This is a genomic window from Bacteroides sp. (assembly GCF_028690125.1).
Taxonomy (GTDB): domain Bacteria; phylum Bacteroidota; class Bacteroidia; order Bacteroidales; family Bacteroidaceae; genus Bacteroides.
The window spans coordinates 33,437-57,435 of sequence record NZ_JAQVBV010000023.1 but is presented as its reverse complement, the minus strand read 5'-3'; the positions used below and the strand labels follow the sequence as shown (position 1 = coordinate 57,435).

Annotated in this window: 19 protein-coding genes and 1 pseudogene; 10 read left to right on the top strand and 10 right to left on the bottom strand. The window is 38.9% G+C overall.

Annotation, left to right across the window (positions count from 1 at the left end; all coding sequences use genetic code 11):
- Positions 1-5 precede the first annotated feature (5 nt).
- Positions 6-1,859 carry a family 20 glycosylhydrolase gene (locus PHO71_RS15255; RefSeq protein ID WP_300204958.1) on the top strand — a complete coding sequence of 618 codons (1,854 nt, stop codon included), beginning with the start codon at positions 6-8 and terminating at the stop codon, positions 1,857-1,859.
- Positions 1,860-2,615: 756 nt separating this feature from the next.
- On the opposite strand, the gene PHO71_RS15250 is transcribed toward PHO71_RS15255, so the two are convergent.
- Both PHO71_RS15250 and PHO71_RS15245 read right to left on the bottom strand, forming a co-directional pair.
- Positions 2,616-3,251: an HU family DNA-binding protein gene (locus PHO71_RS15250; RefSeq protein ID WP_300204956.1), complete on the bottom strand. Its 636-nt coding sequence runs from the start codon at positions 3,249-3,251 to the stop codon at positions 2,616-2,618.
- 311 nt (positions 3,252-3,562) lie between these two features.
- Entirely contained in the window at positions 3,563-4,243 is a 681-nt protein-coding gene (locus tag PHO71_RS15245; protein WP_300204954.1) for a hypothetical protein, read from the bottom strand.
- 105 nt (positions 4,244-4,348) lie between these two features.
- Here PHO71_RS15245 and PHO71_RS15240 point away from each other — a divergent pair, with 105 nt between their 5' ends.
- Together PHO71_RS15240 and PHO71_RS15235 are read left to right on the top strand one after the other, a co-directional pair.
- The gene (locus PHO71_RS15240; protein WP_300204951.1) at positions 4,349-4,564 is read left to right on the top strand and encodes a hypothetical protein; all 216 of its coding nucleotides are present in this window, start codon (positions 4,349-4,351) and stop codon (positions 4,562-4,564) included.
- 98 nt (positions 4,565-4,662) lie between these two features.
- A pseudogene (locus PHO71_RS15235) lies at positions 4,663-4,860 on the top strand (LytTR family transcriptional regulator DNA-binding domain-containing protein); the annotation flags it as partial.
- Here the strand turns inward: PHO71_RS15235 and PHO71_RS15230 are convergent.
- Together PHO71_RS15230 and PHO71_RS15225 are read right to left on the bottom strand one after the other, a co-directional pair.
- Positions 4,853-6,037: a C1 family peptidase gene (locus PHO71_RS15230; protein ID WP_300204949.1), complete on the bottom strand. Its 1,185-nt coding sequence runs from the start codon at positions 6,035-6,037 to the stop codon at positions 4,853-4,855. The pseudogene PHO71_RS15235 and the gene PHO71_RS15230 overlap by 8 nt on opposite strands.
- Positions 6,038-6,350: 313 nt before the next feature.
- Complete coding sequence (locus PHO71_RS15225; protein ID WP_300204947.1) at positions 6,351-6,875, bottom strand: hypothetical protein; 525 nt, start codon at positions 6,873-6,875, stop codon at positions 6,351-6,353.
- A 186-nt stretch (positions 6,876-7,061) separates the two neighbouring features.
- Between PHO71_RS15225 and PHO71_RS15220 the strand changes: the two genes are divergently transcribed.
- Together PHO71_RS15220 and PHO71_RS15215 are read left to right on the top strand one after the other, a co-directional pair.
- Positions 7,062-9,266 carry a cation:proton antiporter gene (locus PHO71_RS15220; protein ID WP_300204945.1) on the top strand — a complete coding sequence of 735 codons (2,205 nt, stop codon included), beginning with the start codon at positions 7,062-7,064 and terminating at the stop codon, positions 9,264-9,266.
- Entirely contained in the window at positions 9,263-10,123 is an 861-nt protein-coding gene (locus tag PHO71_RS15215; RefSeq protein WP_300204944.1) for a patatin family protein, read from the top strand. The genes PHO71_RS15220 and PHO71_RS15215 overlap by 4 nt, the downstream gene beginning before the upstream one ends.
- A gap of 179 nt (positions 10,124-10,302) precedes the next feature.
- On the opposite strand, the gene PHO71_RS15210 is transcribed toward PHO71_RS15215, so the two are convergent.
- Entirely contained in the window at positions 10,303-11,175 is an 873-nt protein-coding gene (locus PHO71_RS15210) for an aldose 1-epimerase family protein (RefSeq protein ID WP_300204942.1), read from the bottom strand.
- A gap of 122 nt (positions 11,176-11,297) precedes the next feature.
- Between PHO71_RS15210 and PHO71_RS15205 the strand changes: the two genes are divergently transcribed.
- The 5 genes from PHO71_RS15205 to PHO71_RS15185 all read left to right on the top strand — a co-directional run bounded on the left by PHO71_RS15205 (position 11,298) and on the right by PHO71_RS15185 (position 17,841).
- Positions 11,298-11,438 (top strand): hypothetical protein, encoded by a 141-nt coding sequence (locus PHO71_RS15205; RefSeq protein ID WP_300204940.1) that lies wholly within the window; start codon positions 11,298-11,300, stop codon positions 11,436-11,438.
- Positions 11,439-11,837: 399 nt separating this feature from the next.
- Entirely contained in the window at positions 11,838-13,004 is a 1,167-nt protein-coding gene (locus PHO71_RS15200) for an MFS transporter (RefSeq protein WP_300204938.1), read from the top strand.
- A gap of 34 nt (positions 13,005-13,038) precedes the next feature.
- Positions 13,039-13,926, top strand: a complete 888-nt coding sequence (locus tag PHO71_RS15195; RefSeq protein ID WP_300204936.1) for a carbohydrate kinase — start codon at positions 13,039-13,041, stop codon at positions 13,924-13,926.
- 511 nt (positions 13,927-14,437) lie between these two features.
- Positions 14,438-17,197 (top strand): substrate-binding domain-containing protein, encoded by a 2,760-nt coding sequence (locus PHO71_RS15190; RefSeq protein WP_367279905.1) that lies wholly within the window; start codon positions 14,438-14,440, stop codon positions 17,195-17,197.
- A gap of 257 nt (positions 17,198-17,454) precedes the next feature.
- Entirely contained in the window at positions 17,455-17,841 is a 387-nt protein-coding gene (locus PHO71_RS15185) for an MGMT family protein (protein WP_300204932.1), read from the top strand.
- Here the strand turns inward: PHO71_RS15185 and PHO71_RS15180 are convergent.
- From PHO71_RS15180 to PHO71_RS15160, 5 genes are all read right to left on the bottom strand, one after another.
- The gene (locus PHO71_RS15180; protein ID WP_300204930.1) at positions 17,767-17,955 is read right to left on the bottom strand and encodes a hypothetical protein; all 189 of its coding nucleotides are present in this window, start codon (positions 17,953-17,955) and stop codon (positions 17,767-17,769) included. The two genes, PHO71_RS15185 and PHO71_RS15180, sit on opposite strands and share 75 nt — an antisense overlap.
- 123 nt (positions 17,956-18,078) lie before the next feature.
- Positions 18,079-21,636 carry a pyruvate:ferredoxin (flavodoxin) oxidoreductase gene (gene nifJ / locus PHO71_RS15175; RefSeq protein ID WP_300204928.1) on the bottom strand — a complete coding sequence of 1,186 codons (3,558 nt, stop codon included), beginning with the start codon at positions 21,634-21,636 and terminating at the stop codon, positions 18,079-18,081.
- A 28-nt stretch (positions 21,637-21,664) separates the two neighbouring features.
- Positions 21,665-22,201 (bottom strand): DUF4870 domain-containing protein, encoded by a 537-nt coding sequence (locus tag PHO71_RS15170; protein ID WP_300204926.1) that lies wholly within the window; start codon positions 22,199-22,201, stop codon positions 21,665-21,667.
- 64 nt (positions 22,202-22,265) lie between these two features.
- Positions 22,266-22,790, bottom strand: coding sequence for a DUF4870 domain-containing protein (locus PHO71_RS15165; RefSeq protein WP_300204923.1), 525 nt, complete (start codon positions 22,788-22,790; stop codon positions 22,266-22,268).
- A gap of 17 nt (positions 22,791-22,807) precedes the next feature.
- Complete coding sequence (locus PHO71_RS15160) at positions 22,808-23,986, bottom strand: AAA family ATPase (RefSeq protein WP_300204921.1); 1,179 nt, start codon at positions 23,984-23,986, stop codon at positions 22,808-22,810.
- Between the last annotated feature and the right edge of the window lie 13 nt (positions 23,987-23,999).

Sequence of the window (23,999 nt, the reverse complement as noted above, 5' to 3'; positions counted from 1 at the left end):
AAGTTATGAGTATAATAGTATCCCCTCGTTTAAGAGCAAAAGCTCTTACTATGCTTTTCGTTTTGAGTTTGTATTGTATGTTTGCTTGTGCCCCCGAAAAGGGGGTGCAAGTAAACCTGATACCCGAACCTGTCAGTATCAAGTCCGGCATAGGATATTATAAGTTGGATAGTGCCAAAGTGATGAAAGAAGGTCTTGATTCCTTTGTTCACGGTAAGATAGACTTTTCTTTGAAAGATATCGGAGAGGAAGGATATATCTTGTCTGTAACTCCCGAAAAGGTAGAGTTATCAGCTACTACATCTGCGGGACTGTTTTATGGTAAGAAGACTATCTGCCAGTTGCTTACTTCTCAGGGACTTCCTTGCGTTGAAATAAAAGATTATCCCCGGTTTCCATACCGCGGTATGCACCTTGATGTTTCGCGACACTTTTTCCCCAAAGAAGAAGTCCTCAAGTTGCTGGATGAAATGGCTTATTATAAAATGAATACTTTTCATTTCCATTTGACCGACAATGGAGGCTGGCGCATTCAGATTGATAAATATCCGAAACTAACTTCTATGGGGGCTTATCGCGTGGAGAAAGACTGGCAGAAGTGGTGGGAAGGAAGTATCAGGGAGTTTTGTTCCGAAAATACGCCCGGCGCTTATGGTGGTTATTATACCAAGGATGATATTCGCGAGATCTTGCGCTATGCTGCGGAAAGACATATCAAAGTGATCCCGGAGATTGAATTCCCCGCTCATTCGGATGAGGTCTTTGTGGGTTATCCCGAACTCTGTTGTATGGGGAAATCATATACCAGCGGAGAGTTTTGTATCGGGAATGAAAAGACATTCACCTTCATGAAGGACGTGCTGACAGAGATTATGGAATTATTTCCTTCCAAATATATTCATGTGGGAGGCGATGAGGCTCGTAAGAATGAATGGAAAACATGCCCTAAATGTCAGGACCTAATGAAAAAGAGGAATATGAAAAGCGTGGATGAACTTCAATGTTATATCATTCAGCAAGCAGAAACCTTTTTAAACTCTCGTGGGCGAACAATGGTAGGCTGGGATGAAATATTAAAGAACAATTTGGATTCTTCTTCCATTGTAATGTCTTATCGCGGACAGCGAGGGGCTATCATGGCAGCCAATAAAGGTTACCGGGCTGTAATGACTCCGGGCGAAGTATTGTATTTCGACTGGTATCAGGCAGAACCACGTACTCAGCCGCAGGCTATGTACGGTTTCTCTCCTATTAAGAAGATGTATTCCTTCAATCCCGTACCTACTGACTCTGTGGTGGCAGCCCGTAATGAAGAATTGGTGAAGTCGAAACCTATCTCCCCGGATACGATGATGTATATTCAGCCACAGAACGCACATCGTATTATCGGTGTACAAGGTTCTACATGGGCAGAGTTTATTCCGGATGAAGAGCACTTGGAATATATGATATTCCCTCGTCTGCTGGCTGTAGCCGAGATAGCTTGGACACCTCAGCAGAATAGAGAATGGCAATCCTTCAAGTGCAGAGTGAATACTCACATTCCTCAGTTAAAGCAACGGGGGATACGTCCTTTTACATTCTCTGACGAGATGGAACTGACTACCCGTATTGTATCTGACCGTAAAGGAGTGGAAGTAACTTTGGATACGGAGAAGACGCCTGTAGAAATTCGTTATACAACGGATGGTTCGGAGCCATCCAAGCATTCTTCTGTTTATGAACAACCTTTCATCTTAAATAAGGAGACTCTGGTGAAAGCAGCCATTTTTAAAGGAGATCAAATTTTAGGGAAAGTACTGGAGAAACAAGTCAGCGTTTCCGAAGAGATAAAGAACTATTATGAGTATCATGATTAGTTTCCGAACATATCTTTTATGATTGTCCCAATGGTGGAGTTCAAAAGGTATTAGGGTGTCCGGAAATAGCGATAGGACCAATTTCACCGGGCAATCCGTTCAGTGTTCAAATTGTATTAAGGTGTCCGGAAATGTTGAGAGGATAAACTTATAGATTGAAGTCTCTTTAAATGAAATCCCACTATTCGGGTTCTGTTTTAGAATAAAATAGAGTCTGAATAGCGGGATTTATATTGTTGAAAGTACGGCTATAAAGAGTATCTTATTAATATTTTCCTATTTTAGACTTGCATATGGTATTTTTTTTTAGATTTGCTGTTAGTAAATGATCGTCTAACCAAATTAAAAAGAAAAAGCGATGAGCTGAAAAATATTTTCAGAAGTATCTGAGGGTATTGAGGCTATTACAGAAGCCGGGTTGGGTGTTTTAGTCGGAGGAGTAGGAGCAAAGCCCGGTGTAATAGTTGGCGGATGTAATGCTTCTGCCGGTAGTGATAGTAGAGAGCTATTAAAAAATGAGGTGTGTTTTAATTATATAAGTAATTATGAATAGAGATACAATTTTCAAAGTATGTTTGTTTTTAACTCCTATCCCTTTCTTTTTGCTAAGTTACTTCATTTTCGATAGTGCTGAATCACTAAAAGAAATGGTAATAGGAGCTATCTTGTGTGGATATGCGGTGAGTATAGGTCTATGGTCGCTATATAAGAAACGTGCGCGAAAATAACCTATTCCCCATCTGTCACCCTTATTTTTTACTCTATGGGTTTCTTTTTTACATAAACTCTGTGTGATCCTACACCGTCAATTCCTATTCCGGAATTAGGCTCGTACGCCCATTGTTTCAGCTCCTTGGTAGCTGCGGTTTGCAACAAACCGGTTAGTCTTCGATATTCCCGGACTGTCAGAAAAGTATGTTTGTCGAGATATTCCAAAGCTAATCTCAGTCGTTCCTCCGGTGTGTATTTTTGTGACGAACTTTGTCGTTTCCAAGGAGCCCTTTCCAAATTACACCTTGAATTAATGTTTCTTATCATCGTTCTATCTACACGGAAATTTACACCTCCTACTACAATACTTTGTGCGTTGCGATGTGTTCCTCCGCCTCCCGCTTCTTCCCGTTCTTTGCCTTCGCACAAAGCAAGTGCCGGAGTAAATGTACCTATCCCGTCTATTTTCACGGAATATCCGTTTGCCATTAAATGTGCCAACTCTATGGAAGCCTGAAGAAAAACTCCTTCGATGTTTCCGGCACTGAACCCGCTCACATCCTCAATTCTCTTTGCTAATTCTTTGGTACTCATTTTCTGTATCCGTGCAAACTTCGGATAGGTAACTTTTTTGCCCGTCTTGTGTATATCGGGCATCTCTTCCATAATGTATCGTGCCATACTATCTGTATTTTAAAGTATTAATAGATATCTCCTGTTGTATTAATGAAAAACTTCCTTTCCTTTAATAGAAAACTTCTTTTCTTCTAATAGGAAAGTTTTTCTTCCTTAAATATAAACTATAAATGCAAGTTCCGTTTTTACAAATGCAAGTTTCATTTGTATAATTGCAACTTGCATTTGTAAAAACGGAACTTGCATTTAAAGATTAATGTTAAGCAAAGATAAGTTTTCTATTTGAGAATAGAAAGTTTTGTACTAGAGAAGAATAACTTTTCTATTAATAGATAACAAGAGAATGATTATAGGATTTAGAGACTAAGACCAAATACAAAATAAACTTGTTCCTCGTATGGATTGGCAATCAGCTTCCCGAAGACAGGCAGTGAGAAGCTGGGGGTAATCTTTAATTCTTTAGTGGCTGAAAGCCCCACATTGACTACATTCAATTTGTTGGAATACATACCGTCCCAGGGAGTGAAACCTGCTTCGATACTCATGCTGACATCTTTTACGCTGAATGGATAACTTATTTCACAATAACTGGACCATGCACGTTTCTCATTCTCGCGATAATCGTTACCGGCAAATACAGTATACCAACTGATGGATAAAGGAAACTTCTCACTAAGCATATATCCGGCGCCAATCTCAAATGTATGTCCGGTAGAATGTGAATGGTAGTTGAAATATTTAAAAGGCTCTTCTTCCGTTTGTGTGAAGTAATTGTTGGCATAGAGAGTTAGTTTTTTGTACTCATATTCCAAAGACAAGTCTATTTCATTATTCTTATTACGAAACTCGGTAGAACCCCAAGCATAAGCAGTCAATCCTTTCCAATTGAAGCCGAGTGATGGCTGTACGCTGGCATTTCCACTGTCCATACCTCTCCATATATAACTGCTGACAAAATCTGCATTGATAAAAACGTCCTGTGCTTGTGCGGAGATAACGCAAAAGAGGATTGCGATAAGTGTGATAGTTTTCTTCATTTTGTTGGTTTGTAGCTTTTCGACGGCAAAGATATATATTAATCGTTAAATAAAAGTTCTACTTGCCGGTTGATTTTGTGGCGGACAATAATATAAGACGATACTATGTCGGAGTTTATTTCCCACGTGAATGACATTGAGACATTATTGGATTACTTTTCTATGATACTCAAGCGTCCTGTTCTGCCATTGCCGGAGGAAGTGGTTCAACTGTACCAAAGTGCATATGATTTGCTGATTCGTGCTGTTCTTACTATCTTCTTTCAGGGAGTCAGTGAATTGTATAAAGTGAATTGTATAAAAGGTACGGAGCTAAAATAAGTGAATCAATAACGTGGGAACGTGAACTGTATCAACGTTGGTGTGACTCCGGCACATTTCTCTAATGTGATTAAAAAAAACAAGCGGACATATTTTTTGTAGCAGGAGAGGATAAATTGGTAATCACTCTTTCAAGTCTTCTGAAAATGGAAGAACGGCTTTCCACGCATTTTATGCGGGTCCACCGTTCTTATATTGTTAATCTTCATAAGATAACTGAAGTGTACAGGCTTCGTATTATTTCTGATAAGAATACGTATATTCCTGTTGGCGATCTTCTGTTTGATCTTATTTGATGCCTAATTTCTTAGCGATATCTTTTGGAAGTGCATCTTTATGTACTACGATATTCATCGTTTTGTACGCAACGAATGGTTTGGAAGCATACCAGATTCCATTGTATTTTCCGGATTTACCCCATGAATTCTTTACCATGAAGTATTCCTTTCCATTCTGGTCTTTTGCAATACCATAAATTACCATTCCATGATCATCTGTGGTTTCCCAGTTGTCGAAAGCTTCCTGACGCATTTCCTGTGTGATTTGCATTTCCGGACGTGGCTGATTAGTCATTTCTTTACATCTGTCGGCAGCATTCTGACCCGTCCAACGAGCCATATCAGATCCGCTCTGTTCTGCATCTTTATTTACGTCAGGCATTACGGCAATACCATCACGAGTGAAACCTTGCTCACTAACGTCGCTACCCCATGCAAAGGTATAACCTTTGTTTACCGCATTGTCCATTACAGCCATAAATTCATCGATGGGCAAGTTGTAAGACAAACCGTTGCGCCAATTATCTTGGATTTCGATTGCGAATTGAGTGTAGAATGGATGATGAGTATATGAAGTCAATGACACGTAATCTTCTGCTTTCAATCCTAATGACTCAACCAAAGACTTTGGAGTGTATTCCTTGCCTTGATAAGTGAATTTCTCCGGACATACTCCCAAATATGTATCATAAATAGCACTTAGTCCCTTTTTCCATACCGGAGTCAGTTTGTTAAGTTTACCTTTGGCTATTGCATCTACATATGCTCCGGCTACTGCGTCCAGCTCATTATGAACCGGCAATGAATCGCCATACATGATACCGGGCATGGCTTCTTGTGGAACCAGACCATAGTTTTTCATACAATACAATATATCATAGAAACTTCCACCCGGAGAGAAAGAACTGTCACCGTGATAGCGTACATAGTTTGTTCCACGGTCCTCCATTGTTTTGTGTACTACAAACATTTCTGAGAAATCGTGGTTGCCTTTACCCATACGGAGTAGTTCAGCTTCCAGGAATCCGAGTGCGGAAAAACTCCAGCAAGTACTTGAACGATTCTGGTTTTTGATAGATGTGATCGGATTTTCTTTCACAGTTGTGAATACAAATCCCTCTTCGGGTTTTGCGTCTTGTGCCATAGTGCTCAGGCTAAACAGGCTTAAGGCAGCAATAAGTATTGTCTTTTTCATTCTTATGAATATTAATTTATTTTAGCTGCAAATATAGACAATCCTGCTGTATTTTCATCCGATTGTACACAAATTGCATAAAAAAAGAATGAATATTATTGTATTTTGAACCGATAGATTCGCTCGGAAAATGTAATGTTCAGGAAGAAGGAAAGACTATTAGCACGTTGATTCGTAGACAGCGAATAAACTTTTGTATATCTAAGAATGATTTAAAACAGTTGGATATTTATATTGAATGATAACATGAAATAACGCGGATTGTAAAAGCTTTAAAGCTGATAAATCCGCGTTATGAAGATAAAATGCTAATTTATTCCGTTTTCTTTTTGGGTGTTACTATATAGTCTTCTTTAATAAACTCATCATACACTCGTTTGGGATGATCGAAAGAGGCTGTACCATTCCTGCTTTCATCAAAATTCTCCCGACGGAATTGTTTGAGCTTTACATTATCTTCTGCATATTCCCTTAACTTTTTATGATCTCTTCCGTAAAGAGAGCTTTCAATAACGTCTGAATTTAGCAGACTTTCTTTAGGAGTAATAGTTGGTAAAAGTACTTGTTCTAACAGTCCGCGATAAGCACCATTGTACTCACACCATACTACATCTTGGGTTACAAATATACGGTACGTATACTTTGACCATGCTGTTTTGATTGTAACTTCCTTAGCATATATTTCAATGGTTGCTTCAGAACTGTATTCCTGATCACGGATAACAACAATGGTCCTACCGTTAATTTCTTCCAACACAGAAGAAAGCCATCGGGGAGAATTCATTATCTCCTCAATAATTTCGGGCAATCTTTCTTTAATTTCAAATTGTATCCTCATAGTGCTTGCCTGTGGGTCAGGACTTTTTATACACCCGCCTTAAAACAATTAAGGTCTTCTAAAGTTATGAATTAGAAATGATAAAAGCAAGAATTTGCATAAAAATTTAGATTTTTATGCAAACTAAGTGATGATTTTATTTGTTTTATTCGTATATATGCAGCAAACTACAAAACTTTGAGGTCTATGCAAAAGAGAATTAGGAAGAATTACTTCATTTATGCTACAATGTTACTCTTGTTCGGGGGACTTATTTATATTGCTATTGAAGAAGGAGACCGATTCTCGCATCATGCTGCGAATTTTACGACAATACAAGGTGAACCGTTTGCCATGTTCTGTCAGTTTATGACAGATAATTTGCATCATCCGCTTGCTACATTGCTTATTCAGATTATAGCAGTATTGCTGATGGTACGTCTGTTCGGATATCTATTTAATTATATCGGACAGCCCGGAGTAATCGGTGAAATCGTTGCGGGTATTGTGTTAGGACCTTCTGTATTGGGAGCTTTGTTTCCCGGTGCTTTTCAATTTATTTTCCCACCCGATTCTTTGACTAATTTGGAATTGCTGAGCCAGGTCGGACTGATTCTTTTTATGTTCGTTATTGGTATGGAGCTAGACTTCAGGGTATTAAAGAATAAAATCAATGAAACATTGGTAATCAGTCATGCGGGTATTCTGGTTCCGTTCTTTTTGGGTATTTTAGCTTCTTATTGGATATATGAAAAGTATGCAGCTTCCCAGACCCCTTTTCTTCCTTTTGCTCTTTTTATCGGAATTTCTATGAGTATTACTGCTTTTCCTGTTTTGGCACGTATTATTCAGGAGCGGAATATGACAAAAAGCCCTTTGGGAACGTTGGCTATTGCTTCGGCTGCTAATGATGATGTAACAGCTTGGTGTCTGCTGGCGGTTGTGATTGCCATTTCTAAGGCTGGAAGCTTTGCCAGTGCCCTTTATTCCGTTGGATTGGCTGCTGTGTATATTGCAGTCATGTTTCTGCTGGTTCGTCCTTTTCTGAAAAAGGTAGGGGAGGTTTATGCCAATCAGGAAGCTATTAATAAGTCTTTTGTTGCGTTTATCCTTTTAATTCTGATTATCTCATCTTGCATTACCGAGGTGATCGGTATTCATGCCTTGTTCGGTGCTTTTATGGCAGGGGTTGTGATGCCTTCTAATATAGGTTTCCGTAAGGTTATGATGGAAAAGGTAGAAGATATCTCATTGGTATTCTTTTTGCCTTTGTTTTTTGCTTTTACCGGACTTCGAACAGAAATAGGGCTGATAAATAGCCCGCAATTATGGTTAGTATGCCTTTTGTTGGTGACAGTGGCTATAGCAGGGAAATTGGGTGGGTGTGCAGTAGCAGCACGTTTGGTCGGAGAATCTTGGAAAGATAGTTTGACCATTGGAACATTGATGAATACTCGTGGATTAATGGAACTGGTTGCTCTGAATATCGGTTACGAGATGGGAGTCCTTCCTCCGTCTATTTTTGTAATTTTGGTCATTATGGCGTTAGTTACTACTTTTATGACTACTCCATTGTTACATTTAGTCGAACGTTTTTTTGTACATCGAGAAGAAAAGTTATCTTTGAAGCGTAAATTGATTTTATGTTTCGGCAGACCGGAATCAGGACGGAACCTTCTATCTATTTATTATCTGTTGTTTGGACAGAAACTGAAAAAAGAACATTTGATTGCTGCTCACTATACAGTTGGAACCGATTTGAATCCTTTGAATGCTGAGCACTATGCTCAGGAGAGCTTTGCTTTGATAAATGAGCGTGCAGAAGAATTGGATATTCAGGTAGACAACCGCTACCGGGTAACTGACAAGTTGGTACAGGAGATGATTCATTTTGTAGGTAAAGAACGCCCGGATATGTTATTGTTGGGAGCAGGTAGTCATTATCGCCCGGATACTTCCGGTACAACTCCCGGTGCTATTTTGTGGTTATCCTTGTTCCGTGATAAGATTGATGAAGTGTTGGAACAGGTGAAGTGTCCGGTTGCAGTGTTTGTAAACCGTCATTATCGTGAAGGGGCAGTAATCAGTTTTGTGCTTGGAGGGATGATTGATATGTTTCTGCTTTCCTATTTGGAAGGAATGCTTGCTGCCGGTCATGCTGTACGCCTTTTTCTGTTTGATACAGATGATGATAAATTCCGTTTCAAGATAAGAGAGTTGATGGAAAAATATCCCGGATTGATTTCTCCGGTTGGTTTTACAAAAGCTGATGATTTAGTAACAGAAGATAAAGATGGTTTAATGGTTATGAGTCATCTTTCATATACAAAATTGGCGGAAGAAGAGGAAGCATTATCTAAGTTGTCTTCTTTATTAGTGATTCGCCGAAATAAAAGCAATGGAAATAAATGAGTAATTTAGAAATTGATGAATTTACAGGATTAGTGTTGGAAGGCGGTGGTATGCGCGGAGTGTTTACCTGCGGTGTACTTGATTATTTAATGGATCGTGATATCCGCTTTCCCTATATGATTGGAGTTTCTGCCGGTGCGTGTAACGGACTCTCGTATGCTTCGCGTCAGCGGGGACGTGCTAAATATAGTAACATTGACTTATTGGAGAAGTATAACTATATCGGTTTGAAGTATTTACTCAAGAAACGTAACATACTCGATTTCGATTTGTTGTTCAATGAGTTTCCTGAACATATTCTACCTTATGATTATAAAACATATTTTTCTTCACCTGAACGTTATGTGATGGTGACTACAAATTGCCTGACAGGCGAAGCTAATTACTTTGAAGAGAAAAAAGATAAGAATAGGGTCATTGATATTGTTCGTGCATCGAGTAGCCTGCCCTTTGTGTGTCCTATTGCCTATGTAGACGATGTCCCTATGCTTGACGGGGGGATTGTGGATTCTATTCCTTTACAACGTGCTATTACAGATGGATGCAGTCGGAATGTGGTTGTATTGACTCGCAATCGTGGTTACCGGAAGGATTCAAAGGATATTCGTGTCCCTTCTTTTGTATATAGGAAGTATCCGAAGTTACGCGAAGCACTGAGCCGTCGTTGTGCCGTTTACAATGAACAACTGAAGATGGTGGAACGTATGGAAGATGAAGGAAAGATTACTGTCATTCGTCCGTTGAAACCGGTCACAGTAGACCGTATTGAACGAGATATTCAGAAATTAACGGATTTTTATGAGGAAGGATATGATTGTGCCAAAAGTCTATTTGAGCGAAAGCATACATCAAATTAAGAACACTTATGTATCAAGATTAGTATACTTTGAAACAACATTTATAGTAATAGATAATGGTAGTCGTTATCTTTGTTGCTGTTTCTAGGTTAGGGTTTATAGATATAGATTAGTTAGTAAAAGGACTGTTGGGTAATGATTCCTAAACAGCCCTTTTATTTTAATGGATCGCTCTGTTGTTATTCATTAATTTCTATTGTGTATCCTCCTTTGAAGGTTTCACCCGCTTGTAGATGTTGCATCCAATCTTTATCCTTATATTCTCCTGTATAGTGTGCCCAATCGCACCTTCCATACCAAGGTTCAATGCATATAAACGGAGCATTCTTTTCCGGAGGTGACCACAATCCTACTACCGGTGCTGTAAAGTGAAGACTGAGACAGGCTTTTTTCTTCCTATTATATAATGTAACAGTTTTTATCTGACTGTTTTCTATGATTAATGCATCCTTATCGAATGTATGAGTATCTAATGGTAATAGTTCGTCCGACAATGCCATTGTGTACTCAGTGGAAGGATCGGCACATCCTTTTTCTGAAATTAGGATATATTTAAAATTATCTTTTTTATCAAATCCGAAATATCCTCGCTCTTGAGTCGTTTCTTCAAAATCCGGCCAATAAAAAGCAGGATGCGCACCAATTTGAAAGAACATCTCTTTTTCTCCGGTATTCTTCACTTCCCACATTACTTCGATTTGCTTATTGTGAAGGCGATAGCCTATTTCCAGACAGAAAGGGTATGGATATTTTGCCAAAGTTTCTGTATTGCTGATGAGGCGGTAACGAAGTTCATCTGCTTCTTCGGAAATGAGCGTAAACGTCATGTCGCGCGCAAACCCATGTTGAGTAAGAGTATAAGCAGTTCCTTCAATGCGATATTCATTTTCCCATAAGCTTCCTACAATGGGGAAAAGTACAGGAGAGTGACGTTTCCAAAATGCAGGGTCCGCTTGCCATAAATACTCCTTTCCGTTGGCAAAAATACTGCAAAGTTCCGCTCCAAGCGGAGATACTTTAATGCTGATTTGAGAGTTGGATATTGTTTTCATGTCATTTATTGGTTGGATCATTTTTTGATTCGTTCTTTAGAATTATCTATCAATAGAATGCCTTTTTCTTATTTTGGAATGCACAAAGATATTATTTCTAGAAGGATATATAAATTTTATTTATGAAAAATGTTGCATGGTTAAGTGTTTTTTCTTTAAGCGGAACGGTGATTAAATTCTTCGGTCAGATTGGAGCTGAAGGTTATATCCCAGATATAGAATTTGTGGTAAAGATAGATACGGATAAATATAACGGAACTTGACTGAAAGACTGTTATATCTATCCTTCTACAGTAAAATTAGCAATGGAAATTAGGCTCTAGGTTTACAGAAAAATATCGTTAGGTATCAAATGTAACAGAGAATGAAACAAATATTTCATTTAGTAAAGCTAGTTTTCGCTAACTTTGCCAAGTGAAAATAACTAACCAACAAAACATTTAATACAATCTCTCTATTTATATAACAATTCCATGAAAATGAATCTTATTCAAGTTATAATTCTGTTATGATTAAGATGTCGTTGATTTACCATAACGGAGGGAACTGTGAAGAGAGGTTGCGACGATTGTAGTAGAGTATGTAGGGTGCAAAACAAAAGGAGATTGATTAAAAAACATATAAAGTATATAGCTGATTTTTTAAACTAATAAGATAAAACAATGGAAAATACAAAAAACTCTTCTCTTTCCAAGCTTATTCCTGTGATGCTTTGTTTCTTCGCTATGGGATTTGTAGATCTGGTAGGGATTGCCTCTAATTATGTAAAACAGGATTTGGGCTTAACCGATGCACAAGCTAATATCTTCCCCTCACTAGTATTCTTTTGGTTTCTGATTTTCTCAGTACCTACGGGTATGTTGATGAGCCGTATCGGTCAAAGAAAAACGGTATTATTAAGTTTGGTAGTTACTTTTGTCTCTTTGCTTTTACCGATTTTTGGTGACGGCTATATGTTGATGCTAATTTCTTTTTCTTTGTTAGGTATTGGAAATGCTCTGATGCAGACTTCTTTGAACCCGCTTCTTTCTAATATAGTACGGGGTGACCGTCTGGCAAGCAGCCTTACTTTCGGTCAGTTTGTGAAAGCAATTGCTTCTTTCTTGGCACCGTACATTGCTATGTGGGGAGCGACTCAGGTTATTCCATCTTTTGGTTTGGGATGGCGCGTACTATTCCCTATTTATATGATTATTGCAGTTATTGCTGTTCTCTTGCTTAACGCTACACAAATTGAGGAAGAAAAAGAAGAAGGCAAGCCTTCAACTTTTGGACAATGTCTGGCTTTACTTGGAAAGCCTTTTATTTTGATTTGCTTTATTGGCATCATGTGTCATGTAGGTATTGATGTCGGTGCCAATACGACAGCTCCTAAGATATTGATGGAACGGCTTGGCATGACTTTGGAAGACGCGGGTTTTGCTACAAGTCTCTATTTTATCTTCCGTACAGCAGGTTGTTTGCTGGGTTCTTTCTTTTTACGTAAGATGGCTCCTCAATCTTTCTTTGGTGTCAGCATTATTTTGATGCTTGTTGCCATGACAGGGCTGTTTATATTCCAAGATAAATTAATGATCTATGCTTGTATAGGTCTGATTGGTTTCGGCAACTCTAATGTGTTCCCGGTTATTTTCTCACAGGCATTACTTTATTTGCCGGGCAAGAAAAATGAGGTTTCAGGTCTGATGATTATGGGACTTTTCGGAGGAACAGTTTTTCCGTTGGCAATGGGAGTAGCTTCTGATGCAGTAGGACAGAATGGGGCAGTTGCAGTAATGACAATTGGAGTACTTTATTTGCTGTTTTTTACTTTTCGTATTAGAAAATAATTTTATATTTGAAGAAAAATAAACTCTGTTGATTATGAATAATATAATAGTAGGTATGGGTGAAGCCCTCTGGGATGTATTGCCCGAAGGCAAAAAAATAGGTGGTGCTCCGGCAAACTTTGCCTATCATGTGTCGCAGTTTGGATTTGATAGTCGTGTAGTAAGTGCAGTAGGCAAGGATGCATTGGGGGATGAGATTCTGAAAGTATTCAAAGAAAAGAATCTGAAACATCAGATTGAATGTGTGGACTATCCTACCGGTACGGTACAAGTAACACTTGATGGTGAGGGCGTACCTTGCTATGAGATCAAAGAAGGAGTTGCATGGGACAATATTCCTTTTACAGATGAGCTTAAACGTTTGGCATTGAATACACGTGCCGTTTGTTTTGGTTCTCTAGCACAACGTAATGAAGTGAGTCGTACCACTATCAATCGTTTTCTCGACACAATGTCCGATATGGAAGGACAACTGAAAATATTCGATATTAATCTTCGGCAGAATTTTTATACAAAGGAAGTTTTGAGCGAATCATTCCAACGCTGTAATATTCTGAAGATTAATGATGAAGAACTGGTCACTATCAGTCGTATGTTTGGATATCCGGGTATTGACTTACAGGATAAATGCTGGATTCTGTTGGCTAAATACAACCTGAAAATGTTAATTCTGACTTGTGGCACGAATGGTAGTTATGTGTTTACTCCGGGAGTTGTTTCTTTCCAAGAGACTCCTAAAGTTCCTGTTGCCGATACAGTTGGTGCAGGAGATTCGTTTACTGCTGCTTTTTGTGCTTCTATATTGAGAGGTAAATCAATACCCGAAGCTCATCGGTTGGCAGTTGAAGTTTCTGCTTATGTTTGTACGCAAAGTGGTGCCATGCCGGAATTACCTTCTGTTTTGAAAGACAAGTTACTATAATTTTCCCCGGATAAATATATTTTATAGTTTTAAAGATATAGACCTCTTGAAGTGAACTTGTTTGCTTTGGGAGGTTTTATTGTTTTAATGATAGTCAAACATACAAGACCGGAATGATAATCTTCATACTTTGAAACAAAATGTTTGCACCTTATTAAGCTAGTAGTTATGTTATAGCGAAATGATGCAAAGTATTTCATATAAGAGAATACATACAGTGTAATATAGGCTATTCTCTTGCTTCGATAAGATGTTTTCTTTGTGTGAAAATTCTGTATGAACCACCTGCAAAGAGAAAACTATTGTAATCTTTCAGTTATAGTTAATTAGACTTATATAATTTGAAGTTACAACTATAAATTTCTTATATATTGCAGCGATTAAAATCAATAAGATAATTGGTCTCTCTTATTGACTTTTAAGAGAAAACTGCTATCTTTATCCCGATATCGATTTACAAGGTTGGGATTGTATGGTAGAAGAAACAATTAGTAGAGAAAAACACGATACTATGAGGCATTTTCATTGGATATTAGTTTTATTTTGTCTTGTTCTAGTAGCATCCTGTACACAAGATACTCCTCGTTTTCGTATAGGTGTAGCACAATGTAGCGATGATTCCTGGCGACATAAAATGAATGATGAGATACTCCGTGAAGCAATGTTTTATGACGGTGTATCTGTAGAAATCCGTTCGGCTAATGATGATAACCGCAAACAGGCAGAAGATGTCCGGTACTTTGTTGATAATGGAGTCGATTTGCTAATAGTGTCTGCCAACGAAGCTGCTCCGATGACTCCGGTTGTGGAAGAAGCCTATAATAAAGGAATTCCTGTTATAATGGTCGATCGGAAGATTCTTTCTGATAAATATACGGCATATATTGGTGCAGATAATTATGAAATAGGTCGTGCCGTTGGAAATTATATTGCTTCCCGTCTTGATGGAAAAGGAAATATAGTAGAACTGACTGGACTTTGGGGGTCTACTCCGGCTATAGAACGACACGAAGGATTTATTGCTGCCATTGGTCATTATCCGGATATAAAACTAATTGACGAGGCAGATGCAGCGTGGGAGAGGGGACCTGCTGAGATTGAGATGGATAGTATGCTCCTTCTTCATCCTAAAATTGATGCTGTATTTGCTCATAATGATCGTATTGCTCCGGGAGCCTATGAAGCTGCCAAGAAAGTCGGAAGGGAAAAAGAAATGATTTTTGTAGGGATTGATGCGTTACCGGGTGAAGGGAATGGATTGGAAATGGTGCTTGACAGTGTACTTGATGCAACTTTTATTTATCCTACCAATGGAGATAAAGTGATGCAATTAGCAATGGATATCCTTCAAAAGAATCCATATCCCAAAGAAACTGCGATGAATACGGCAGTAGTCGATCATACTAATGCCCGGATCATGCAGCTTCAAACTACCCATATATCAGACCTTGATCTGAAAATAGAAACACTCAACGGGCGTATTAGTAATTACCTTTCGCGTGTGGCTACACAACAGACTATTTTATATGGCAGTCTATTGTTTCTCTTGCTTGTAGGGGGACTATTAATTGTTGTTTATAAATCACTTCGTTATAAAAACCGTTTGAATAAAGAGCTGTCTGCACAAAAGAAAAAATTGGAAGAGCAGCGTGATAAGCTGGAGGAGCAACGTGACCAGTTAATTCAATTGTCTCATCAATTGGAGGAAGCTACCCACGCTAAACTTGTTTTTTTTACAAATATTTCTCATGATTTTCGTACTCCATTGACTCTTATTGCCGATCCGGTAGAACATTTGCTTGCCGATCGGTCTTTGAATCCCGATCAGCATCGAATGTTGATGTTGGTACAACGTAATGTGAATATCCTTCTTCGTTTGGTTAATCAGATTTTAGATTTTCGTAAGTTTGAGAACGGAAAGATGGAATATATTCCCGTTTCAGTAGATATTCTTTCCTGTTTTGAAAGTTGGAATGAATCATTTCACGCGGCAGCCCGTAAGAAACATATTCATTTTTCTTTTGATAGTATCCCAGATGTCGATTATCATGCACTGGTAGATGTGGAAAAGTTGGAACGAGTCTATTTTAACCTACTATCCAATGCTTTTAAGTTTACTCCTGACAATGGAAAAGTAACAGTACGGTTATCTGTATTCGAAAATGAAGAACAGAAATGGTTACGTTGTACAGTTGCCAATACAGGTTCATTAATCTCTGCCGAGCATATCCGGAATATTTTCGATCGTTTTTATAAGATAGATATGCATCATGCGGGTTCGGGTATTGGCTTGGCACTGGTAAAGGCTTTCGTCGAGTTGCATGGAGGAACCATTACTGTGGAAAGTGATGAAAAACAGGGAACAATCTTTACCGTTGATTTACCGGCAAAGATATCTGTTTCTTCTTTGAATAATGATGATAATTCCCGTAAAAATACAGTTATTCCTCTTGTGAACCATATTTATAATGAAACAACAGCAAATGAGGAAGAAGAACTGGAAAAGGAATATGATTCATCCAAACCTTCAGTTTTGATTATTGATGATAATGAGGATATTCGTTCGTATGTTCATGGACTACTTCAGGCAGATTATACCGTTATTGAAGCTGTTAATGGTTTGGAAGGAATACGGAAGGCGATGAAATACGTACCTGATCTTGTTATCTCTGACGTGATGATGCCTGGTATAGATGGAGTAGAATGTTGCCGCCGTCTGAAAAGTGAATTGCAGACTTGTCATATTCCTGTTATGTTATTGACTGCTTGCTCTTTGGATGAACAACGTATCCAGGGATATAATGGAGGAGCTGATTCTTATATTTCCAAACCTTTCAGCTCACAAGTGCTACTATCACGTGTTCGAAACTTGATAGACTCTCATCGTCGTTTGAAACAATTCTTTGGTGATGGACAAGCTCTGGCCAAAGAAGATGTCTGCGATTTGGATAAGGGATTCGTAGAAAGATTCAAAGCATTAATAGAAGAGAAGATGGGAAACTCAAATCTCAATGTTGAGGATTTAGGTAAGGATATGGGATTGAGCCGAGTGCAACTTTACCGTAAGATTAAGTCACTGACTAACTATTCTCCAAATGAGTTGTTGCGCATTGCTCGTTTGAAGAAAGCAGCCTCTTTACTAGCTTCATCAGATATGAATGTAGCAGAAATTGGTTATGAGGTAGGATTTAGTTCACCTTCGTATTTTACCAAGTGTTATAAAGAACAGTTTGGAGAAAGCCCTACGGACTTTTTGAAAAGAAAAGGATAAAAAAGATGAGTGTTCGAGATCTTCGAAAGTTTATTAATACATTGTGATTGTTTTCAGAGAAAACTATGATCTTTAGAGAGTATTCCCCGATGATATCCACACAGATTCAAGCTTCTATCACTTCTTCGCTATACAGGGACGTATCATCTTAATCCTGCAAAAGCCGAATTGATGTATTATCCTGTTGTGAATGTTAATAGTCATGGAAAGAAGGTATGTGTCATAGAAAAAATGTAGAGAAATAACGATGTGCATTAATGAAAGACTATAAAGTAAATAAAACTAGTTTATCAGATGATTTTTGCAAGGATGTGTATGGAGTAGTAAAAGAAATTCCTGCAGGAAAAGTATCCACTTATGGCGAAATTGCTGCATTGCTGGGGTTTCCTCAATGCTCTCGTATGGTTGGCCGTGCATTGAAGCAGATACCTCAAGACTTATCTATTCCTTGTCACAGGGTAGTCAATGCAGCAGGTAGGCTTGTACCCGGATGGGAGGAACAAAAACAACTACTATTGGGCGAAGGTATTACTTTCAGACCCAATGGTTGCGTGGATATGAAAAAATACTTATTTCAGCCATTCGGACATTCTTTCTTTTCCGTAGAAATAGTAGAAAAGAAGTCCCAGCCAACTGGTAAGTAGAATTAATACGATAGCTATAATTCTTTTTTCTAAGGCAGCATTTAGATTCCATATTTCTATTGCTGCTTTGATAGTCAGTATAATACCGACAATCCAGATAATAAATCCAACCATATCTCGACGTTTTATTATTGTCCTTATTGGTGGAGGACAGTAGATTTTATAACATATAAACAAAAAAAGGTAGAAATCTGTTTTCAAGATTTCTACCTTTTTACTATATAGGATGATTACTTATTAGTCAATATCAGCACCCCAATTTTCCTTAGACAAACGTTTGTAGCTGTTGTAACGCCACTTAGCATTATCTTCAGCAGCTTTGAAGAGTTCGTCTGCTTCAGCAGGATATTGTTTCATTACAGAAGAGTAACGAACCTCGCTCTTCAAGAATGGTTGGAAATCAGCCCAGTTTGGTTCTTTGCTGTCGAGTTGGAATGGATTCTTGCCTTCAGCTTCCAAAGTTGGGTTGTAACGCCACAAGTGCCAGTAACCACATGCAACAGCTTTTTCTTCTTCTTCTTGGCTCTTACCCATACCCGCTTTCAAACCGTGGTTGATACAAGGAGCATAAGCGATAATCAATGATGGTCCTGGATATGCTTCAGCTTCACGAATAGCTTTCAGAGTCTGAGCTTGGTCAGCACCCATAGCAATCTGAGCAACGTAAACATAACCGTAAGTAGTAGCCATCAGACCGAGGTCTTTCTTACGTATGCGCTTACCTGAAGCAGCAAACTTAGCAATAGCACCCACCGGAGTAGCTTTAGAAGACTGACCACCTGTGTTAGAATAAACTTCAGTATCCAAAACAAGGATATTCACATCCTTACCGGAAGCAATTACATGGTCAAGACCACCGTAACCAATATCATAAGAAGCACCGTCACCACCGATGATCCACTGACTGCGTTTTACAAGATATTGAGTCAAGCTTTTCAGTTCTTTGCTAGTCGGACAACCGGCTGCAATGCCTTGTTCGATAATAGCTTCAATCTGAGGTGCAAGCTCTTTAGTCTTGTCTGCATCGTTCATATTTTCAATCCATGATTTCAGAACTTCTTTTGCTTCAGCAGGAGCGTTGTCGGCTGCCAAAATATTATTGAATAATTTAGCGATACGGGCACGCATCTTTTCGTTAGCCAATTCCATACCCAAACCGAATTCGCAGAAGTCCTCGAACAATGAGTTAGCCCAAGCAGGACCATGACCCTTTTCGTTCTTAGTATATGGAGTAGAAGGAACTGAACCAGAGTAGATAGAAGAACATCCGGTAGCATTAGCAACCATTTCACGGTCACCAAACAACTGAGAAATCAGTTTCACATACGGAGTTTCACCACAACCAGAGCAAGCACCGGAGAACTCAAACAACGGAGTAGCGAACTGAGAGTTCTTCACGTTGGCTTTGATATCAACCAGATGTTGTTTGCTCTTCACGTTCTTAGCACAGTATTCCCAGTTTTCTACTTCAGCCAATTGGCTTTCAAGATGTTTCATAGCTAATGCCTTGCCACCCTTCTTCGGATTACCCGGACAGATGTCAGCACAGTTACCACAACCCAGACAGTCGAGAACGTCTACCTGAATGCGGAATGTCATGCCATCAAATGCTTTACCTACAGCTTTCAATTGAGTGAAATTAGCACCCTTCTGTTCTTCTGCATCGAGTACGAACGGACGGATAGAAGCGTGAGGACAAACGTAAGCACATTTGTTACATTGGATACAGTTTTCTGCATTCCATTCAGGAACGAAAGCTGCAACACCACGTTTCTCATATTGAGAAGTTCCTTGTACCCAAGTACCATCTTCGATTCCTTTGAATGCAGATACCGGCAACAAGTCACCATCTTGTGCATTGATAGGACGAACAACTTCGTTGATGAATGCAGGATCATTGTTTTCAACTTTTGCTTCATCTGACAGGTTAGCCCAAGCCGGATCAACAGTCAGCAGTTTATATTCACCACCACGATCGACAGCTGCATAGTTTTTATTAACAACATCTTCACCCTTCTTACCGTAAGACTTAACGATAAATTTCTTCATTTGCTCAACAGCCTGTTCTACAGGAATTACTCCTGTGATACGGAAGAATGCTGATTGAAGAATAGTGTTGGTACGATTACCTAAACCAATCTCCTGTGCAATCTGAGTGGCGTTGATGTAATATACAGAAATGTTATTCTTAGCGAAATATTTCTTAACCTTGTTTGGTAGATTTTTAGCTAGTTCTTCACCTTCCCAGATAGTGTTCAGCAAGAAAGAACCGTTCTTACGCAAACCACGAGTTACATCATACATATGCAGGTAAGCCTGTACGTGGCATGCAACGAAGTTAGGAGTATTTACCAAGTAAGTAGAACGGATAGGGGTATCACCGAAACGTAAGTGAGAACAAGTAAAACCACCTGACTTCTTAGAGTCGTAAGAGAAATAAGCCTGACAGTGTTTATCAGTGTTGTCACCGATAATCTTAACAGAGTTCTTATTCGCACCTACAGTACCGTCAGCACCCAAACCGTAGAATTTAGCTTCGAACATACCTTTTCCACCCAAAGCAATTTCTTCTTCTTGTGGAAGAGAAGTGAATGTTACGTCATCTACTATACCGATAGTGAATTGATTCTTCGGCATTGGCATAGCCAAATTCTTAAATACTGAGATAATCTGAGCAGGAGTAGTATCTTTTGAACCCAGACCATAACGACCACCAACAATAACCGGAGCATTTTCTGCACCATAGAAGCAGTCTTTAACGTCAAGGTAAAGAGGTTCACCGTTAGCACCCGGTTCTTTGGTACGGTCTAATACTGCAATAGTCTTAGCAGTCTTAGGTACAGCAGCCAAGAAGTGCTTAGCAGAGAATGGACGATACAAATGTACGGCAACCATACCTACTTTTTCGCCATTTTCTACCAGATAGTCGATAGCTTCACGGGCAGCTTCTGTTACAGAACCCATTGCGATAATAACGCGTTCTGCATCTTCTGCTCCATAGTAATCGAACAAACCATATTTGCGACCTGTGATCTTATAAATTTCATTCATATATTCTTCTACAGCAGCCGGAACTGTTTCATAGAAGTTATTGCATGATTCGCGATGTTGGAAGAAATGGTCAGGATTTTCAGCCATACCACGTGCAACCGGATTCATTGGATTGAGTGCACGGGCGCGGAACTCAGCTAATGCCTCTTGGTCTACCAGCGGAGCAAGATCTTCGTTTTCCAACATTTCGATCTTTTGAATTTCGTGAGAAGTACGGAATCCGTCGAAGAAGTTTACGAACGGTACACGAGTTTTAATAGTAGCTAAGTGAGCTACACCGGCCAAGTCCATAACTTCCTGTACAGAACCTTCTGCCAACATGGCAAAACCTGTTTGACGAGTAGACATAACGTCTTGGTGGTCGCCGAAGATACACAAAGCATGAGAAGCTAATGTACGTGCAGATACGTGGAATACGCAAGGCAAGAATTCACCAGCAATTTTATACATGTTAGGTATCATCAGGAGAAGACCTTGGGAAGCAGTGTAAGTAGTAGTCAATGCACCGGCTTGTAATGAACCGTGAAGAGCTCCTGCTGCACCGGCTTCTGATTGCATTTCTTGTACTAATACTGTTTCGCCGAAGATGTTCTTGCGTCCTGCGGCAGCCCATTCGTCTACGTACTCAGCCATAGTCGAAGAAGGGGTGATAGGATAGATAGCTGCTACTTCAGAGAACATATATGAGATATGTGCTGCAGCTTGGTTACCATCACAAGTGATGAATTTCTTCTGTTTAGTCATAACTAAATTAAATATTTAAGTAAATAAATTATTTTAAAAATGGAATGGACAGTGGATATTTCCAGGTTTGACCATTCAGTCCTTTAATTCCTCCGATAATGGGAGATATAAATAGGATAAGTCCTGAAACGATAGAGAGAATAAGAAAAACACCTCCGGGACCTATCAGAAAATTAGCAATAATATCTGTAAAAATAGATATAAAGAAAAATGGGAATATATTATCGGCATCAGGAATCGGACTCGGAGAAGTGATACTTTTGGATAGTGCTGTTACTGTTGCAATGATAAAAACTCCTCCTATAATAATACCGTACAGAATCCAACTGATATACCAGTTTGTGATATATTTCCCTTGCTGGTTAATTTGCTTAGATAGATCCTTTCCCATTAACCATAATATAAGTGGTATTAGCCACCCCACGCAGGGTATGAGAATAAGAAAACTCATCAGAGCAAGATATGAACTTCCTTGAATACCTAAAGGTAATGGAATGCTCTCCGTGTGTACTCTACTTTGTTGGAAATCTTCGTCCTGTTTTATATTTTGATTCTCACTGTTCATCTATATTTTGTTTTTTCAACTTTGTCTGTTTGGCTAGTGAAAGTCTATCTCATACGATCTTGAATTATTTCAAAAAAGGAATAGAAAGCGGATATTTCCATACTTGTCCGTTCAGTCCCTTGATTCCTCCGATAATAGGGAAGACCAAGCATATAATTCCAATAATAGCAGTAAGTGGTAATAACCAGAATATACTTCCGAAAATGCCGAGAGGGCTTCCATATCCATTTATAATTACGCCTGGAAGAACAGCTAGTAATACTATTGTAGATATAATTCCGAAGATAAACCAGGTGATGTACCAGTTCAAAATATATTTTCCTTGTTTATTAATTTGTTCCGAAAAGTTTTTACCCATTACCCATAGCACGATTGGGATAATCCATCCAACATAAGGAACAAGGATTAAAAAACTCATTAAAGCCAGATAAGAGTTTTCTTGTAATCCAAATGGAATTTCGTTGTTTGGGCTAGAATTACAGGTTTCGTTCTCCGAGAATAACTTTTGTTTCTCATTTTCAAACTCTTCTTCAGTCAGTGCACCAGACTGGCGTAGCTTGTTCAATTCATCCAATTTTTTGTAATCCATAATTGTACTTTTTTGTATTAGTATAAGAATCCGAACATCCAGAGCGGTATCTGATTTCCCCGACCTATCTCTGCCTTATGCAGTGCATAGATTACTCCCGGATTATTTTTCACCCTTGCTCCTTCAGGACAAATCTTGAACGGCATCGCATCATCCACTAAGAATGAGGTGTTTTTATCTCCTTTGTGTACCTTGTGGTCCTTCCATAAGGTATTAACAAAAAAGGTGTCAAGCACGTCTTGTTCTTCCACTTTAACCGGATAAATGGAATACATCAAATTTGAGTTTTGCATCATAATCTTTGACGGTTTCTTAGGAAATTCTTCTCCTTTAGGATAAACCAGATTAATGAGGCGTGAATCTGCCAGATATTTGATATAATTCATTACTGTCGCACGGGAGGTCTGTATGTCGCTGGCCAATTGGCTGACATTCGGAGCCTTTGGACCATCGACAGCTAACAAATATAGTAATTTTTTTATCTTTGAGAGATATTTTAGTTCAATTTGTTTGATAAGCAAAATATCTACTTCTACCATCATGTTCATTGTTTTCAATAGGTTCTCCGAAAAGTTACGTTTTTCGAGGAAGAACGGGTAGAAGCCGTGATGGATATAATCTTGAAGATAATCTAATGGTCGTACTTTGGAAAGTACTCCTTTAGCTATTTGTTCGTGACTGTTTAGAATTTCTTCGAGGCTGTAGGAACGGAATTTCATTCCCGTCTGTAAATTTAGATATTCCCGGAAAGAGAAACCACGTAGATTGTAGCTTTTTACAATATCGCGCAATTCGAGGTTTTCTTCTTTTAACCGCATCACAGAAGAACCGGTAAATACAATTTTCAGATTGGGGTATCGGTCATAGCACATACGCAACTCTTTACTCCATTCTGTATGTTTGAATACCTGATCGATTAATAATACTTTCCCTCCCCGTTTTTGAAACTCATATGCAAAGTCTACAAGACTATGTCCCGAGAAATAAAAATTATTCATGTTAATGAACAAACACGAACGGTCAGTTCCGAATTTCTCTTTGGCGTATTGTAGGAGGAAAGTGGTTTTTCCTACGCCACGTGTCCCTTTAATACCAATCAAACGGTCACTCCAGTCAATCTCGTCCATAAGATCGCGGCGAACAGGAGCATTAGTGTGTTCGACAAGGTAAGCGTGTGTGCGATAGAATGATTCCATTTCTGTTCTTTGG